Source organism: Rhizobium sp. SYY.PMSO, from assembly GCF_046840415.1.
GTDB lineage: Bacteria > Pseudomonadota > Alphaproteobacteria > Rhizobiales > Rhizobiaceae > Rhizobium.
The window spans coordinates 278159-293848 of record NZ_CP177350.1; the positions used below are offsets into that span (position 1 = coordinate 278159).

Genomic DNA, 15690 nt, shown 5'->3' on the forward strand with positions numbered 1-15690 from the left:
TTCCTATAACGAATCAAAGTCGGCGTGTAGCTGGCGGCAGCCGCTCGCGATCCGCTGTGACAGGTCTTGAAGCGGCCCTCGGAATTTCGCGACGGCCTGCTCGATCGAATAGGCCGACTTGAAATAAGTGACGCCGACCGTCGCGAGAACCTTTTCACCCGACATAACCGGCATGGCGATCGTGTTCGAAGAGCGGGGTTCGATCATAGCATCGCGAAGGGAGAACCCCGCTTTGCGGATACGGCCGAGCATGTCGAGCGCATTCTGCCGCTCGCCGGGGTCACGCATATCGAGGAGATCCAGCAGCATGTCTCTCTCCACAGCTGGGCAAAAAGCAAGGTAGGCACGCCCCAGCGCCCGTGTCAGAAGATCGAGACGAAGATTGATCGTCCCGTGGAAGGGCGAGTTCGGGCTGTCAACGATCGTGCTGAACCGCACGGCAACGGTACGCTCCTCCAGCGTCGCAACGGCGATGGGCCATTGATATTTCCGGGTGAACTCGATCGACCACGGGCGGGCGGCCTCAACGACCAACGGATCGCGATGGTAGCCGCAGCTTAATGCTTTGACGTTCGACGTGACCTGATAGCCGCCCTGCCGCCTGTCGTTCGTCACATAGCCGGCTTGACCGAGCGTCTTCAGCAGCCGCACCAGCGTCGCCTTGGGAAGGCCGGTTGCTGCATGAAGATCCTTGACCGACGTGACGCGCCTTCGGTTCAATTCGCACAGGATCTCGAAGGCCCTCAGCACCGATTCAACCGGCTGGTCACTCATGGCAAAATTCCATCAGGCGGAACGATATGGAATAGTCATGACGCCCTTAAGGGGAATTTGCAACAACGGTTCTCGGAGATGCACGGCTACGTGCAAGGGAGAACGCGATGCTAACAACACAATCAATCGACGAGACCCGTGTCATAAGTCGCCTGTCCTGGCGGATCATGCCGATGGTGATCGGGCTTTATCTTTGCGCGATCATTGATCGCTCCAATATTGGCTTCGCCAAGTTGCAGATGCTTGACGAGCTACATCTGTCGGAAGCCGGCTTTGCCTTGGGATCGTCGATCTTCTTCTTGAGCTATGTTCTGGTCGAAGTGCCGAGTGCTCTGGCGGCCTATCGCTTCGGCGCACGAATCTGGTTTGCTCGCATCGCGCTGAGCTGGGGTTTGCTAACGATCCTGCTGGCCTTCTCGAATTCCGGTACGACCTTCTATCTGCTGCGCTTCCTTCTAGGTGCTGCCGAAGGCGGCCTTTATCCAGCTGTTATATTCTACCTGACACTATGGTTTCCCCAGCGCCATCGCGTTCGCGCCGTTGGCCTACTTACGCTCGGTAGCGCTTTCGGGAACATGCTGTCGGCGCTGATCGCCGGTCCGCTTCTCGATCTCAACGGGGCGCTCGGTTTCAGCGGTTGGCAGTGGGTATTCATTGTCACCGGCATTCCGCCGGTCCTGCTTTCGATTGTGGTGCTGAAATACTTGCCTAACACGCCCTCTCAAGCAAATTTCCTGAGTACATCGGAAAAATCCTGGTTGGAAAACAGCAACGCTGCCCCGCGTCACCATTCGAATCCGCTACGCGCATTGATTGACCCGACCGTGCTCATCATGTCGCTCGTTTACATCCTGATCAACATTTCGCTGTTCGGCGTCATCTACTGGCTTCCGACGGTCATCAAAGGGTTCGGCGTCACGGGCACCGAGAACGGCTTGCTCAACGCGGTACCGTGGGCGATCGCCGCCGTGTTGCTGTTGACCCTGCCGCGCCGGCTTCAGACGGAGAGGGCAATCGTTATTGCAGTCATGATCATTGCCCTGATCGGCGTGTTGTCGTTCATAGCCGCAACCCAACTGAACACCAATCTTCTGCGCTTTGTCGCGGTTGCCATTGGTGCGCCCTGCATCTCGATCCTGTTCCCGTGCTTTTGGTACTTTCCCTCGAAGCTCTTCCAAGGGGCCCGCGGCGCCACCAGCATCGCGGTGATCAATACCGTCGGTCTGGTCGGGGGCTTCATTGCCCAGAACCTGATGCCGACGGTGGCACAGATGACCGGAATGGCTGTCGGCGCAATGATCGTGCCCGCCTCCTGCATCGGTCTGCTGTTCATCGTCACCGTCCTGCGCTGGCTTTCGCTGCGGAACGGCAATCCCGATGCCGGTGCGGACTCGGAACTTCCTTCAATCGCGAGACTGGATCATGAGTGAGACACTGCAAACGACCCGTGTAAACTTCCGCCAGCGCCTGCTGGCCAAAGAGCGGCTGCTCGGAAGCTTCATCAAGACGCCGACCGCCCATTCGGTCGAAATCCTCGGCGATATCGGCTTCGACTTCGTCGTCATCGACGAAGAGCATGCCCCCTTCGACCGGACGGCGATCGACGTCGCCGTGCTGGCGGCAAGGGCAACCGGTACGGCGGCGCTGGTGCGCGTCTCGTCGGAGGCGACGATCCTCAGCGCGCTCGACTGCGGTGCGGACGGCATTCTGGTGCCGCATGTGGCGAACGTCGCCAAGGCACGGTCGGTTGCCTCGGCGTCGCGTTACCGGAATGGAACGCGTGGCTATTCTCCGTCGGGACGCTCCGGGCGCTACGGCGGCGATGTCTCCTGGCCATATATCGATCGGAGCGATGCCCGCGTGGCGACGATCGCGATGATCGAGGATCCGTCCGCGCTGGAGGATATCGATGCGATCGTCGCCGTCGATGGCATCGACGCATTCTTCGTCGGACGCGGCGACCTGACGCTTGCGCTCAACGCTCAAAGCACATCTTCCGACGAAGTCACTGCAGCGGTCACCAGGGTGACCTCGGCAGCCGGGGCGGTCGGCAAGCCCGTTGCGGTCATGGCCGCAACGCGCACGGAAGGCGATGCCTTTGCCGCGGTGGGTGCTACCGCCTTCATCCTCTCTTCCGATCAGGGCTTCATCCGCAAGGCCGGCCTGCAGATGCTGGAGTCCTTCCGCGACTAGTGGCCGCTCGACAGAACAGAAGCACGAGATAAGGAGACTTTGACATGTACGACGCAAGCGATCCACGCGCGAGCCTGGCTACGGGGAAGCCTGCAAAGGCGGTAAACGGCCGCGCCTTTCCGGCCACCTACGCCCGATTCTATGAGCAGGAGCCGCAGTTGAGCGACAGGACCGAGAGGACCTGGATCGTCCGGGGGCAGACCTTCACCATTCTCCATACCCAGACGATCGCAGAGACAGTTCTCGATCGGCGGAGCCAGCCTGACGAATATGTGCTGCTTATCCCTGATAGGGCGACGACAGCCATTGTCGAAGTCGGCGGCGAGACGCAAACGATCAATGGTCATTCACTCACCTTCGTACCGCCAGGCGACAGCACGATAAGACTGCCCGCAGGCGGTTGCGTCGTGCGGCTTTTCACCAATGCCGCCACCGATCTTCTGGAACAGGCATCGAATGCCGCGCTTTACGCCGATCCCAATCCGGACGTCCCGCCGCTCGCCGCCTGGCCTGCGCCCTTGGGCGGCTACCGTATTCGCAGCTACAGTCTCGAAGTTGCGCCGCAGCCGGGTCGCTTCGGGCGGATCTTTCGCGGATCGACCTTCATGGTCAATTTCCTCGAGCCCAAGGATGGTCCTCGCGACCCGTCGCTCCTGTCGCCCCACGACCATGACGATTTTGAGCAGTGCAGCTTGGCGCTGTCAGGCGAATATATCCATCACCTCCGATGGCCGTGGACGACCGACAGGGCGCATTGGCGCGAGGATGAACACGAAACCTGTGCTTCGCCGTCCGTGGCCGTAATCCCGCCGCGGGTCATCCACACGTCGCAGGCGATCGGCACTGGCATCAACCAACTCGTTGATATCTTCTGCCCGCCCCGGGCGGATTTTTCCGCCAAGCCCGGCTGGGTTCTCAATGCCGAGGACTATCCGCTGCCATTCCTCCCATAAGCCTGAGAATGAAGACAAAGAGGTCCGTTTGATGAATATCGAACCGTTTCTGCCGCGCCACGATGGCGCATTCGAACTCCCGGAGCCGGCACGCGCGGCAGAGGTCACCGAACTCCTGAAGGGTGCCGTCGATCTGCATTGCCACAGCGGCCCGGCCGCCATGCCGCGCGTCCTCGATCACCGGGAAGCGATGCGAGACGCTGTCGAGGCGGGCTTCCGTGCGCTGCTGTTCAAGGATCATTACTATGTCGGCATGCCGCATACGATCCTGCTTCAATCGCATTTCCCGGAAGATCGCATCGATCTTTTCTCAGGCATCGCGCTGAACAACGCTTCGGGTGGCATCAATCCGCATGCGGTCGATCACGCGGTCGCGCTCGGCGCGGCAATCGTCTGGATGCCAACGCTCTCGGCCGCAAACCACCTGGCGGATGCCGGCAAGCAGACCAAGACCTTTCCGAAGACGACCCGCAAGATGCTACCCGTCGAGCCGCTCAGCGTGCTCGATACCAATGGTGCATTGACCGACAATGCCAAGCGGGTCCTCGACATTATCGCCGAGGCCGACATCATTCTTTCCGGCGGTCATCTCTCGGCGGAAGAGCTACATATCCTATTCGAGGAGGCGGGCAGGCGAGGGGTGAAGAAGCTTCTCGTCAATCACCCGACCTATGTGATCGGCTGCACCGACGAGGATATTCGCCAGCTCGTCGGCCTGGGCGCGCATATGGAACATTCTATCGGCATGTTCGTGGGCGGCAAATCGCTAAAGTTCACCCCGCAGGAGCTGGCCCACCTGATCCAGGTCGCCGGCGTCGATCGCACAGTGCTGTCCTCCGATCTCGGCCTGCTTGGCAGCCCGCGCCCGGTGGCTGGCTTCCGGGCGATCGTTCAGACGCTGCTCGATCTCGATTTTGCGGAGTCCGACATCCGCAAGCTGATCGGTGACAACGCAGCCTCGCTGCTGAAACTGCCATAGAACCGGAAAAGACCGACGATGAAACCCACCATTTTGACCTGCGCCGTGACCGGCAATCTCACGACGCGCGAACAGCATCCCGGCCTGCCCGTGACACCCGAGGAAATCGCCGATGCCTGCATCGCCGCCGGCAAGGCAGGAGCGGCAATCGCGCATATCCATGTGCGCGATCCGCAGACAGGCAGGCAAAGCATGGAGCTCGCCTATTACCGCGAAGTCCTAGAGCGCATCAAGGCAGGCGCCAGTGAGGTCATCGTCAACCTGACCACCGGGCCGGGCGGCCGCTATGTGCCGAGCGACGAACATCCGGGTATAGCGGCGCCGTCTTCGACCATCATGCCGCCGGAAAAGCGCGTCGAGCATATCGCCGCGTTGAAACCGGAGATCGCCACGCTTGATCTCAACACAATGTTTTCAGGCACCGCCGTGGTCATCAATACGCCGCGGAATGTACGGATCATGGCGGAGGTCATCCGGGCAGCCGGTGCCAGGCCGGAGTTGGAGGTCTTCGACAGCGGAGACATTCATCTGGCTCGTGACCTGATCGATGACGGCACCCTTTCATCTCCAGCTATGTTCCAAATTGTCACGGGCGTAAAATACGGTGCCGCATCGACGCCCGAGACGCTCGTCCACATGAAATCGCTGCTGCCTACCGGCTCCGACTGGGCTGCATTCGGCGTCGGCCGGCATGCCTTCCCGATGCTGGCGCAATCCTTCCTTCTCGGAGGTCATGTCAGGATTGGGCTGGAAGATGCCGTCTATATCGAGCGAGGCCGCCTTGCGCGCGACAATGCCGACATGGTGGAGAAGGCCGTGCGTATCGTCAGCGACATGGGCGGTGTCATTGCGAGCCCACGAGAGGCTCGAGAACTTTTAGCATTGCCGCAGCGCTTTTAGGTGCTTTGTATGGAGAAAAAATCATCGGGATGGCTTTATACATGGGGGCAGCGGGAGAAAAAATTCAGATTAAGTTGTGCCAATGTAACACAATTCCGAGTTTATTTTTGGTTAACTAGTGAATATTTCTTCGTATTCGTTCCCAATACACAGAACGATTTGCGTCGGAAACTGTAGGTCGATGGTTCGTATTCTTTCAAGATCTATCATGTTATTGCGATCAGGGCCAAGTGCTGATTTCCGGTAGAACAAATGCTTTGACGGTATCATTGGCTTTGCCTTGCCATCGACGGATACCGACCATGCAGGTCTGGGCAGTACATCCCTGGCCTAGCGAAGACGACGGAATGTCGGCTGTCACGGCGTTGGGATTGCCATGCCGCTCGATCAACTGCTCGCGATCTGGATCAAACCACGCGCCGGTCGAGAGGCGGGCGACGCCTTGCATGATTGCGTCCGAGAGGACGGCAGCCGAGATCAACCTGCCGCGCTCGTTGAAGACCTCTACCAGCGCCCCCTCTGCTATACCGCGCTTTTCCGCATCGGTCGGATTGAGGTAGATCGGCTCACGCCCGTTCACTTTGCCGGCCTGGCTATGCGGGCTGGCATCAAGCTGGCTGTGCAGGCGGCGCACGGGCTGATCCGAGATCAGATGGAGGCGGTCGTCTTGCGGCTTGCGCGCACCAAGCCATTCGGTCGGTTCGAACCAGGTCGGATGTCCGGCGCAATCGGAAAGCGCGAAACCCGCAATGGTTTCAGAGAAGATCTCGATCCGACCTGACGGTGTCTCCAACGGATGTTCGGCAGGCGCGCGGCGAAAATTCTCCAGCATGACCACCGGCTTTGCTTCCGGGCCAAGGTCAAGCAAACCCTGCTGCCAGAACTCATCGAAATCAGGCATCATGATATCTTTGAGCGCAGCGTTTTCACGCGAAATCATATAGAGCCGCCGGAGCCATCCCTCTTCATCGAGGCCTTCGCAGAAATCGACCTTTAGCCGTCTTGCCAGTTCGGCAAAGATATCGAAGTCGTTCCGAGACTCGGCGAAGGGTTCTTCGATCTTCTTCATTGCAACAACGAAATCTTCGCCGCCCGAGGCAGCGATATCATTACGTTCGAGCGATGTCGTGACCGGCAGCACGATATCGGCCAGCTTGGCAGTCGGTGTCCAGTAGGGTTCGTTGACGACGATCGTCTCGGGCTTTTTCCAGGCTTGAAGCAACCGGTTCAGATCCTGATGGTGATGGAACGGATTGCCGCCCGCCCAATAGACCATCCGAATATCCGGGTAAGTGTAGGACTTGCCGTTATAGGTGAAGGGTGCGCCGGGATTGAGCAGCATATCGGCAATACGCGCGACCGGAATGAAGGTCTTTACCGGATTCTGCCCTTGCGGAAAATCTCCGAACTTGAAGCGAACATTGTCATTGCCGACGGAATTCATCGCACCATAGCCTACGCCGAAACCACCGCCGGGCAGTCCGATCTGGCCGACCATGGCAGCAAGAACGATCAACATCCAGAACGGCTGCTCGCCATGCACCGCCCGCTGCAGCGACCAGGAAATGTTGAGCATCGTTCGGTGCGCCGCCATTTCCCGCGCCAGCATCGCGATACGTTCTGCCGGGATACCACAGATCTCGGACGCCCAGGCGGGTGTCTTGGGAATGCCATCTGTGGCGCCGGTCAGATAATCGGCAAAGCGTTCATATCCGACGCAATGGCTGCGCAGGAAGTCGAAGTCGGCGCGCCCTTCCATATGCAGGACATGGGCGATCGCCAGCATCATAGCCGTGTCCGTATTGGGCCGGATTGCTAGCCACTCGCTATCCACGGGCATGTTGTCGCCAACAGGACTGACATTGACGAAGCGCGTGCCGGCCTGCGCCATGGCGCGCATCCCCGCGACTACCCGGTGGCGGCCCGGGCCACCTTGGGAAATCTGGGCGTTTTTCACCGGGATGCCGCCGAAGGTGACGAAGAGCTTGGTCTCCTTTGCCATCATGTCCCACGAGGTATGCTGATTAAGAAGGATGCTCAATCCTGCAATGACATGCGGCAGGATGACCTTGCCGGCACCCAAGCTGTAGCTGTCGACATGTCTGACATAGCCGCCGATCAGGTTCAAAAAACGGTGGACTTGGCTTTGCGCATGATGAAAGCGGCCGGCGCTTGCCCAGCCGTAGGAGCCGCCAAAGATCGCCTCGTTGCCGAATTTATCGCGGATGCGTTCGAACTCGCCGGCCAGAAGATCGAGTGCCACATCCCATTCGACTTCGACAAAGGGTTCGCGGCCCCGAAGATGCGGATTAGAATCCGGCCCGCCCTCCAGCCAGCTTTTGCGGATGGACGGGCGGGAGACCCGCACATCTTTCAGGGCTTGCGAGGCCATATGAAGGCCGATCGGGGAGGGGTCGGGATCCTGCATCGCACCACGGATCTCGGTTCCCGCCTCTCCCGTCTCGACTTCATAGATACCCCAATGGGCGGCCGTATGGGTCTTGGTATTCGATGCCATTTGAGATCCGTCTTATTTGGCCATGAGCATTTGCGTCTGGCGCCGTGTCAATGCTTCCATAACGATCCTTGCGCCGTCTTCGATCGCATGCTCGATCGCCTCACGGGCGGCAACGGCCTGCTTGTTGCGCAGGGCGCTCAGCAGATCATCGTAATTGTGATGGTCGCTGTTGTCGGACTTACCCTCCGGATAGAGGTAATTGAAGCCCGGGCCTGCCCGCAGCCACAGCATTTCGATGACTCCGAGAAGCGTTGGCATGCGGGCGGCGTTGTAAAGCACAAACCGAAACTCCTTGTTCAATGTCAGCGCTAAGTGCTGGTCCTGCGCGGACTTAGCCGCCAGATAGCGCTTGAGCAACGCTTCCATGCTGGCGATCTCGGATGTGGTGATCTGTGTCGCGGCATTGAAGGCGGCCAGCCCCTCGACGGATTTTCTGATCTCCGAAATCTCCGCATATTGCTCGACCGAGATCGTCGGTACGCGAAACGAACTAGCCGGTTCCGCCGTCAGCACGCCGGACGCGGCAAATCTTACCAATGCTTCGCGAACAGGAGTAATGCTCATGCCCAGGCTTTCGGCTAAGTCCTTCGTGACGAGACGAGTGCCCGGTTCAAGTCTGCCTTCGATGAGTGCGGTACGAATTTCGTCCTCGACGTGGGTGACGAGACTTTTTCTCGGAGCAGCAGAAAACAAATTCGTACTCACTCGGATCCCCTTCGGTAGAATGTTTGCATCTTTTTTATCAGGAAGTATGGGATGCCCATAACTTGAACACGTAAAATATATCATATATCGTTGGCGAATTGATAGCCCTTCGCCTAGGCCGATTTCGAAGGGGAACAACTTATAAACTCCAGAGGAAGTGAAGGCCCCATGAAACGACTTGCTGCCCTAGCGCTTGCGGCATCGATGCTGCTACCGATCACGACGACGATTGCCAGGGCCGCTGACCTTGTCATCGGCCGAGGGGCCTCCACTACCGCGATGGATCCCGGCTTTTTGCGGGAAAGCGCAACGATCGTCGACAACATCTTCGACACGCTCGTCATGCGTGACAAGGACATGAAGCTGGTTCCGGGTCTTGCAACATCCTGGAGGGCGATCGATGACACGACCTGGGAATTCAAGTTGCGCCAAGGCGTCAAGTTCCACGACGGCGAGCCCTTCGATGCCGAAGCGGTGAAGTTCACCATCGACCGTGTGCTGGATCCTGCAGCAAAATCTCCGACTGTTTCCTATATCCGCACGATCGACAGCGTGACGGTCGTCGATCCCTTCACTGTCCGCATCAAGACCAAGGGACCGGATCCGCTGCTTCCAACGCGTATGAGCCGCTATCCGGCCTATATCGTGCCGCCAAAATACGTGAAGGAAGTGGGCAACGATAAATTCGCGACTCATCCTGTCGGAACGGGTCCCTACAAGTTCGTCGAATTCGTGCCCGACCAGCACGTCATCCTCGAAGCCAACAAGGATTACTGGCGCGGCGCTCCCTCTATCGACAAGGTGACCTGGCGTGCCATCCCCGACGAGACCGCCCGCGTGACGGCGCTTTTGACCGGCGAGGTCGATCTGATCGAGAACGTTCCGGTCGATATCGCGCCGATGGTCAAGGAGAGCCCGAATGCCGATCTCGTTCAGGTCAAAAATGGCGGCCTGACGATCTATCTCGGGCTCGTCATGAGCGAGAAGCCGCTCGATAACGTCAAGGTGCGCCAGGCGCTCAACATGGCGATCGACCGCAAGTCGATCGTCTCCAACATCCTGCAGGGCATGGCGTCGCCGCGCGGTACACAGGTTGGTGCTGCTGACTTCGGTTATAAGGATTTTCCAGTTACGGCCTATGACCCGGCAAAAGCCAAGGCTCTGCTTGCCGAAGCCGGCTTCCCGAACGGCTTCAGCATCAAGATGCAGTCGACTCACCGCTACATGAAGGATGGCGAGGTCGCTCAGGCGATCGCACAGGAATTCGGCGATATCGGCGTCAAGGTCGATCAGGAAGTGCTCGACTGGTCGGTTTACACGCAGCAGGTGCCGCGCAAGGGGCCGATCTTCATGCTCGGCTGGGGTTCCACCCAGACGCTCGATGCAGACGCTGCCGTGTATGCGATCTTCAAGACCGGCGAACCGTATTCCACGGCCTCGATCCCGCAGCTCGACAAGCTACTCGATGAGAGCCGTTCTATCGTTGATCCGGTCGCGCGTGAAAAGGTGCTCGGTCAGATCCAGGACCTTGCTGCCGAGCAGGTTCCGGTCATTCCGCTCTACCAGGAGGATGCACTCTACGGTAAGGCGAAGACAGTGACCTTCGACGGTCGTCCGGATGCCCGTATCCCTGTCTTCGACATCAAGAAGCAGTAAGACGGCATGACACGGTTCTGGAATGTCAGGGACAATGCGGATGCGATCTTCGCCATGTTCCTTCTGGTCATGGTTCTGGCGCTTTGCGTGCTCGTGCCACTCGCTTGGTCGATCGATCCCTTGCGGGGAACACTGACTGCGACATTCAAGCCGCCGCTTTCGGTCATCGGTGGAGTATTCCATCCGCTGGGCACCGACCAGCTCGGGCGAGACCTCCTCGCTCGACTGGGCCTCGGCACGCTGATTTCACTCGTCATCGTGATCTCGGCATCGGTGATTTCCGCTATCCTCGGAACCACACTTGGCATGGTCGCGGGATATTACCGTGGCTGGTTCGACATTGTGATCATGCGCGCGGTCGATGTGCAGCTGGCGATCCCCTTCATCCTCCTTATCCTTTTGATTGTCGCGGTCATCGGGCCAAGCATGGGCAATCTCGTTGTGGTTCTCGGCGTCACAGGCTGGGCGGTGTTTGCTCGTGTGGCTCGAGCCAAGACGCTCGAGATCCGCGAACTCGAATATATCGATGCGTCGCGCTCGATCGGACTGTCGGATATGGCGATCATCTTCCGTCATGTCCTGCCGAATATCATCGGCCCGCAGACCGTGCTGATGACGCTCGACCTGCCGCGGCTGATCATTCTCGAAGCATCCGTCGGCTTTCTCGGGCTTGGCGTACAGCCGCCAACGCCGACGCTCGGCAATCTGATCGGTGAGGGCAGGGCCTATATCCTGCTCGCCAACTGGCTGGTTCTCTATCCGGGCCTCGTCATCGGTGCGCTTGTGATTGGCTGCAATCTCATTGGTGACTGGCTCGTGAGACGCGCCGACAGCAGAGACGCGTGAAACCCATGAAAACCCTGAGCTTCATTGCCGGACGCGCGCTGCAAGGCATCATCGTCATGTTCGGCGTTTCGGCGATCGTCTTCTTCGCCCTGTTCCTGACGGGCGATCCGGCAGCGCTGATGATGTCACCGGATGCCTCACGTGCCGAAATCGAAGCCTTCCGCCAGGCGATGGGATTCAACGATCCTATCTGGATCCAGTACGGCCGCTTCGTGGGGAACGCCCTCACAGGCGAACTCGGCACGTCCCTGCGCTACCACCGACCCGCTCTGGATCTGCTCATCGAGCGGCTGCCGGCAACGGCGCTGCTCGCCTGCGTGGCGCTGTTCTGGAGCTCGCTTCTCGGCTTCTTGCTCGGCACGATTGCAGCCGTGCGCAAGAACAGTGCGATCGACTTTGCCATTCGCGTGATCTCGCTTCTCGGCCAGGCGATCCCGGTCTTCTGGCTAGCCCTGCTGCTGATCATCTTCTTCTCTCTCAAGATGCGCTGGCTGCCATCGGGCGGCATTGGCTCGGCGGCGCAACTCATCATGCCGTCGATCGCGCTTGGCGCCTACTATCTGAGCGCGATCACCCGTTTGGTGCGTGCCAGCCTGATCGAGGTTCTCGGCGAGAATTATATCAGGACAGCCCGCGCCAAAGGCATTTCCTCCTGGCGGATCGTCGTGCATCATGCGCTGCGCAATGCACTGATCCCGGTCATCACCGTCCAGGGCATGTATTTCGCCTCGTTGCTGGGCGGTGCGCTCGTCACAGAGATCATCTTCGCCTGGCCTGGCATCGGGCGTCTGGCCGTCGAAGCCATCCAGAACCGCGATTTCCCGGTGGTGCAGGCCGTTGTTCTCTTTGCCGCCGCCGTCTTCGTCATCGTGAATTTTCTGGTCGACCTTGCCTATGTCTGGCTTAATCCGAGGATCCGGCTGTGACCTTGCTCTCGACGGTTGACGCATGCTTCAACAACGCGCTCGATCTCACGCGCCAATGGTGTACGATCCCGTCCGTCAAGGGCGACGAGCAGGCGTTGAACCGGCAGGCGAGCGCGATCGTTGACTGGCTGAAGGCCGAATTGCGTGCCGAGATCGTCTCGGCCGTCGCTCCGGCCGGTCGAGCACCTGTCATTCACGCGCGCCTCGATGTCGGCGCAGCCACCACCGTCATTCTCTACAATATGTATGATGTGATGCCGGCAACGCTGCAGGGCTGGTCCGCCGATCCGTTCGCCGGGGGTATTGTCGATCTTCCCGGCATCGGGGGAAGCTTCGTTGCGCGCGGCGCAGAGAACAACAAGGGGCCGCTTACCGGTATGCTGTGGGCCTTGAAGGCACTGGCGGATGCGGGGAAACTGCGGGTCAATGTCGAAATTCTCGTCGATGGCGAAGAGGAAAGCGGCAGCAGCGCCATGCGCGATTATCTGGCCGACCCTGCCTGCCAGGTGCGACCGAGCGTATCTGCCATTTTTCCGTCGTTTTGCGAATATGGCGGAGGGGCGCCGCGCATCTATCTCGGTTTTTCTGGCATCGCCAAGGGCGAGGTCAGGGTCGAGGGCGGCGCTTGGGGTGGGCCGCGGACGGCCATCCATTCCAGCAATGCGCCATGGATTGCCAATCCAGCTGCCCGCCTGGTTGAAGCCCTGTCGCTGATCGGCGCCTCCCCGACTGGAGCGCTCGACAAGATCGCAATCGACGCGGAAGCCGCGGCCGTGATCTCGACCCTTGCCAAGGCCTTCGATCCCGCCGCCGAACTGCGCTTCCGCAAGACGGATACGTTCGCAATCGAAGGCAGCGGGCGAGAGCTTCTCGAACATGTCCTGTCGACAACGTCGTTCAACATATCGAGCCTCGAAAGCATGCCGCTTGGTGCCGATGGCGTTATTCCACATGGTGCCCGCGCGGGCTTCGAGTTGCGTGCGCCGCCATCGCTCGATCCGGCGGATTTCCTCGCCGACTATCGAAAAGCTCTTGCGAACATGCCGGGTGCGGTGCTGACCATTGCCGACAGCTATCCCGGTTTCCGCTTTCCGGCAAAGGCGCCGGGCGTTTCGGCGCTTCTGAAAAGCTATGAGGCGACGGCGGTCGCCGCGCCGCAGATCTGGCCCTGGGCGATCGGCGCTGCACCGGCCTATGCGTTTGCACCACATGCCGGGTCCTTCCTGCTGGCTGGAGCCGGCCGCGGTGGCAATGCCCATGGCATCGACGAGTTCATGACGCTCGAAGGCTTTCGTCGCTTCATCTGGTCGATCGCCATCTGGCTCGATGCGATGGCCGAGGAAGGAGAGGCACCATGAGAACGATCCGCCATCTGTCCCGCGCCGATGCGATCGCGGCCGGTGCAATGGACTGGGATGCGGCGATCGAAGATGTCACCGCCGCACTGAGCCTGCTGCGAACCGGTGAGGCGGGTATGGTGGCTGAAAGCGTCATGCCGCTTGGCGCCGACCCTCGCACCAAGGCCTATGGACTGCCTGCCTTTATCGGCGGCACCTATGATGCCGCCGGCCTCAAATGGACCGTTCATCGGGCCGAGCCGATCGGCGATCTTCCCAGCATCAGTAGCACGACCATCATCAACCGGCTGACCGACGGGGCGCCGGTTGGCAGCGTCGAAAGCGCGCTGGTGACGCAAGTCAGGACGGCTGCCGTGACTGCTGCCGCTATCTGCGGCCTCAAGCCAAATGGGATTAAGTCCGTCGCACTGCTGGGCGCTGGCGCGCATGCCAAGACCCATCTCGACATGCTCTTGGACCGCTATCCTGACCTTCCGGCCATCACACTGTGGAACCGGACGTGGCCGCATCTGGATCCACTTCTGGCCAAGGCAGATTCCAGCGTAGCAACAAAGGTTGCCGCGTGCGAAACGCTTGCCGAGGCATTGCGGGATGCCGACGTCGTCATTTGCTGCACGTCGTCGCCTCAGCCGTTTCTGGATGTCTCGACCGTTCGCGCCGGTCGACTTATCATGCAGATCGGCTTCCATGAGGTCATGTTCGAGACCATCGCCGCGACCGATCTCGTGACGGTCGATCTCTGGGGTGATTTTGCCGAAAAGAGCGCCAAGAGCCTCTTTCAAATGTATCGCGCCGGGCAATTTCTGGCCGAGCGCGTGGCGGCGGACCTGCCAGCCATCCTTCTGGATGGCTGGCAGCCACCAGCCGACGCCTCGCTCTACTTTTCGAGCTTCGGCCTAAATGTCTTCGATATCGCCTTTGCCGCGCGCCTGTTGCGACGGGCCGACGACCTGAATATCGGCACGCTTCTGACTTCCATCTAATTCGCCCATCTGATCCGTTTTTCTGAAAGGAACCCGGCCATGCTCATCACCGCCGCAGAACTCTTGAAACAGCTGCCTCATGGCAATCTGGTGCCGGTGGATGTTCGCCCGCAAGCCGCGTTTCGCGGAGAAACGCTTCCCGACGCAGTCAGCCTCAACGTCTATGATTACTTCATCCCCAACAGCGACGAGGCAGGTATCGCCGGCATGGCGGCCGGTGCGCGCGAGGCCTTCGACCGGCTCGGTCTTGGCAAGGATCGGATCCCGGTCTTCTTCGAAGAGCAGACGGGCATGATTTCGCCGCGTGGCCTCTGGTTCTTCGAGCTTGTCGGCTTTGACGGCGGGCTGATCCTCGATGGTGGCATCGAAGCGTGGAAGGCCGCCGGCGGCGAGACGGCGCCGGGTACAGGCGCTGTTGATGCGATCAGCCAGTCGGATACGCAGGGGATTGCCTTTCAGCGCCAGTTGGCAGCCTCGACGGATGAGGTTCTCCATCATGCGGAGCACGGCGCCGATATTTTCGACGTCAGACGTAAAACCGAATTCGAAGGCACGTTCGTTCATCCGTGCTGCGCGCGTCCGGGCCGTATCCCGCATTCGCATTTTGCCTTTTACGAAGACATGCTGCGCGACGGCAAATATCGCCCAGCCGCGGAAATCCGCGAGATCGCCGCGCAGGCAGGCCTATCCCCGGATCGCGAGATCATCACCTATTGCCACCGCGGTGCCCGCGCTGCGACGGCGCGATACGGCCTGCGGCTTGCCGGTTTCGACAAGGTGCGGATCTATACGGGTTCCTGGCATGAATGGGCCGGCAAGCAAGCCCTGCCGATCGAGATCGGCCCTGCCGAGGAAGTCTGAGGCGTGGCGTACCCCGAAGGCGATAAGTCGCCATCGGG

Annotated in this window: 14 protein-coding genes; 11 read left to right on the plus strand and 3 right to left on the minus strand. The window is 59.8% G+C overall.

Going from position 1 to position 15690, the window contains the following annotated elements; translation table 11 throughout:
* Positions 1-3 precede the first annotated feature (3 nt).
* Complete coding sequence (locus ACJJVH_RS19610; protein ID WP_412065843.1) at positions 4-774, minus strand: helix-turn-helix domain-containing protein; 771 nt, start codon at positions 772-774, stop codon at positions 4-6.
* Between the two features lie 173 nt (positions 775-947).
* Between ACJJVH_RS19610 and ACJJVH_RS19615 the strand changes: the two genes are divergently transcribed.
* Genes ACJJVH_RS19615 through ACJJVH_RS19635 form a run of 5 tightly spaced genes read left to right on the plus strand, consistent with a single transcriptional unit; the run spans position 948 to position 5799 of the window.
* A complete protein-coding gene (locus ACJJVH_RS19615) occupies positions 948-2204 on the plus strand; it encodes an MFS transporter (protein ID WP_412065844.1) in 1257 nt (418 codons plus the stop codon).
* Positions 2197-2967: an aldolase/citrate lyase family protein gene (locus ACJJVH_RS19620; protein WP_113452387.1), complete on the plus strand. Its 771-nt coding sequence runs from the start codon at positions 2197-2199 to the stop codon at positions 2965-2967. Before ACJJVH_RS19615 ends, ACJJVH_RS19620 begins: the two co-directional genes overlap by 8 nt.
* 44 nt (positions 2968-3011) lie before the next feature.
* On the plus strand, positions 3012-3920 hold the full coding sequence (locus ACJJVH_RS19625) for a hypothetical protein (protein ID WP_412065845.1): 909 nt from the start codon (positions 3012-3014) through the stop codon (positions 3918-3920).
* A gap of 31 nt (positions 3921-3951) precedes the next feature.
* Entirely contained in the window at positions 3952-4899 is a 948-nt protein-coding gene (locus ACJJVH_RS19630; RefSeq protein WP_412065846.1) for a DUF6282 family protein, read from the plus strand.
* 18 nt (positions 4900-4917) lie between these two features.
* On the plus strand, positions 4918-5799 hold the full coding sequence (locus tag ACJJVH_RS19635) for a 3-keto-5-aminohexanoate cleavage protein (protein ID WP_412065847.1): 882 nt from the start codon (positions 4918-4920) through the stop codon (positions 5797-5799).
* Between the two features lie 220 nt (positions 5800-6019).
* Here ACJJVH_RS19635 and ACJJVH_RS19640 read toward each other — a convergent pair whose 3' ends face one another.
* Positions 6020-8317, minus strand: coding sequence for a molybdopterin guanine dinucleotide-containing S/N-oxide reductase (locus ACJJVH_RS19640; RefSeq protein ID WP_412065848.1), 2298 nt, complete (start codon positions 8315-8317; stop codon positions 6020-6022).
* 12 nt (positions 8318-8329) lie between these two features.
* A complete protein-coding gene (locus tag ACJJVH_RS19645; protein ID WP_412065849.1) occupies positions 8330-9160 on the minus strand; it encodes an FCD domain-containing protein in 831 nt (276 codons plus the stop codon).
* Positions 9161-9190: 30 nt separating this feature from the next.
* Between ACJJVH_RS19645 and ACJJVH_RS19650 the strand changes: the two genes are divergently transcribed.
* The 6 genes from ACJJVH_RS19650 to ACJJVH_RS19675 are packed head-to-tail and all read left to right on the plus strand — an operon-like array spanning position 9191 to position 15652.
* Positions 9191-10678: an ABC transporter substrate-binding protein gene (locus ACJJVH_RS19650; protein ID WP_113452377.1), complete on the plus strand. Its 1488-nt coding sequence runs from the start codon at positions 9191-9193 to the stop codon at positions 10676-10678.
* Between the two features lie 6 nt (positions 10679-10684).
* Complete coding sequence (locus ACJJVH_RS19655) at positions 10685-11524, plus strand: ABC transporter permease (protein WP_412065850.1); 840 nt, start codon at positions 10685-10687, stop codon at positions 11522-11524.
* Positions 11525-11529: 5 nt separating this feature from the next.
* The gene (locus ACJJVH_RS19660; RefSeq protein ID WP_412066237.1) at positions 11530-12450 is read left to right on the plus strand and encodes an ABC transporter permease; all 921 of its coding nucleotides are present in this window, start codon (positions 11530-11532) and stop codon (positions 12448-12450) included.
* Positions 12447-13808 (plus strand): M20 family metallopeptidase, encoded by a 1362-nt coding sequence (locus ACJJVH_RS19665; RefSeq protein WP_412065851.1) that lies wholly within the window; start codon positions 12447-12449, stop codon positions 13806-13808. The genes ACJJVH_RS19660 and ACJJVH_RS19665 overlap by 4 nt, the downstream gene beginning before the upstream one ends.
* Complete coding sequence (locus ACJJVH_RS19670) at positions 13805-14791, plus strand: hypothetical protein (protein ID WP_412065852.1); 987 nt, start codon at positions 13805-13807, stop codon at positions 14789-14791. Before ACJJVH_RS19665 ends, ACJJVH_RS19670 begins: the two co-directional genes overlap by 4 nt.
* Before the next feature lie 39 nt (positions 14792-14830).
* Positions 14831-15652 carry a sulfurtransferase gene (locus ACJJVH_RS19675; RefSeq protein ID WP_412065853.1) on the plus strand — a complete coding sequence of 274 codons (822 nt, stop codon included), beginning with the start codon at positions 14831-14833 and terminating at the stop codon, positions 15650-15652.
* Positions 15653-15690 lie beyond the last annotated feature (38 nt).

Coding starts and splice junctions, on each gene's coding strand:
- ACJJVH_RS19610 (WP_412065843.1), bottom strand. CDS start 774: ATGAGTGACCAGCCGGTTGAATCGGTGCTGAGGGCCTTCGAGATCCTG.
- ACJJVH_RS19615 (WP_412065844.1), top strand. CDS start 948: ATGGTGATCGGGCTTTATCTTTGCGCGATCATTGATCGCTCCAATATT.
- ACJJVH_RS19620 (WP_113452387.1), top strand. CDS start 2,197: ATGAGTGAGACACTGCAAACGACCCGTGTAAACTTCCGCCAGCGCCTG.
- ACJJVH_RS19625 (WP_412065845.1), top strand. CDS start 3,012: ATGTACGACGCAAGCGATCCACGCGCGAGCCTGGCTACGGGGAAGCCT.
- ACJJVH_RS19630 (WP_412065846.1), top strand. CDS start 3,952: ATGAATATCGAACCGTTTCTGCCGCGCCACGATGGCGCATTCGAACTC.
- ACJJVH_RS19635 (WP_412065847.1), top strand. CDS start 4,918: ATGAAACCCACCATTTTGACCTGCGCCGTGACCGGCAATCTCACGACG.
- ACJJVH_RS19640 (WP_412065848.1), bottom strand. CDS start 8,317: ATGGCATCGAATACCAAGACCCATACGGCCGCCCATTGGGGTATCTAT.
- ACJJVH_RS19650 (WP_113452377.1), top strand. CDS start 9,191: ATGAAACGACTTGCTGCCCTAGCGCTTGCGGCATCGATGCTGCTACCG.
- ACJJVH_RS19655 (WP_412065850.1), top strand. CDS start 10,685: ATGACACGGTTCTGGAATGTCAGGGACAATGCGGATGCGATCTTCGCC.
- ACJJVH_RS19660 (WP_412066237.1), top strand. CDS start 11,530: ATGAAAACCCTGAGCTTCATTGCCGGACGCGCGCTGCAAGGCATCATC.
- ACJJVH_RS19670 (WP_412065852.1), top strand. CDS start 13,805: ATGAGAACGATCCGCCATCTGTCCCGCGCCGATGCGATCGCGGCCGGT.
- ACJJVH_RS19675 (WP_412065853.1), top strand. CDS start 14,831: ATGCTCATCACCGCCGCAGAACTCTTGAAACAGCTGCCTCATGGCAAT.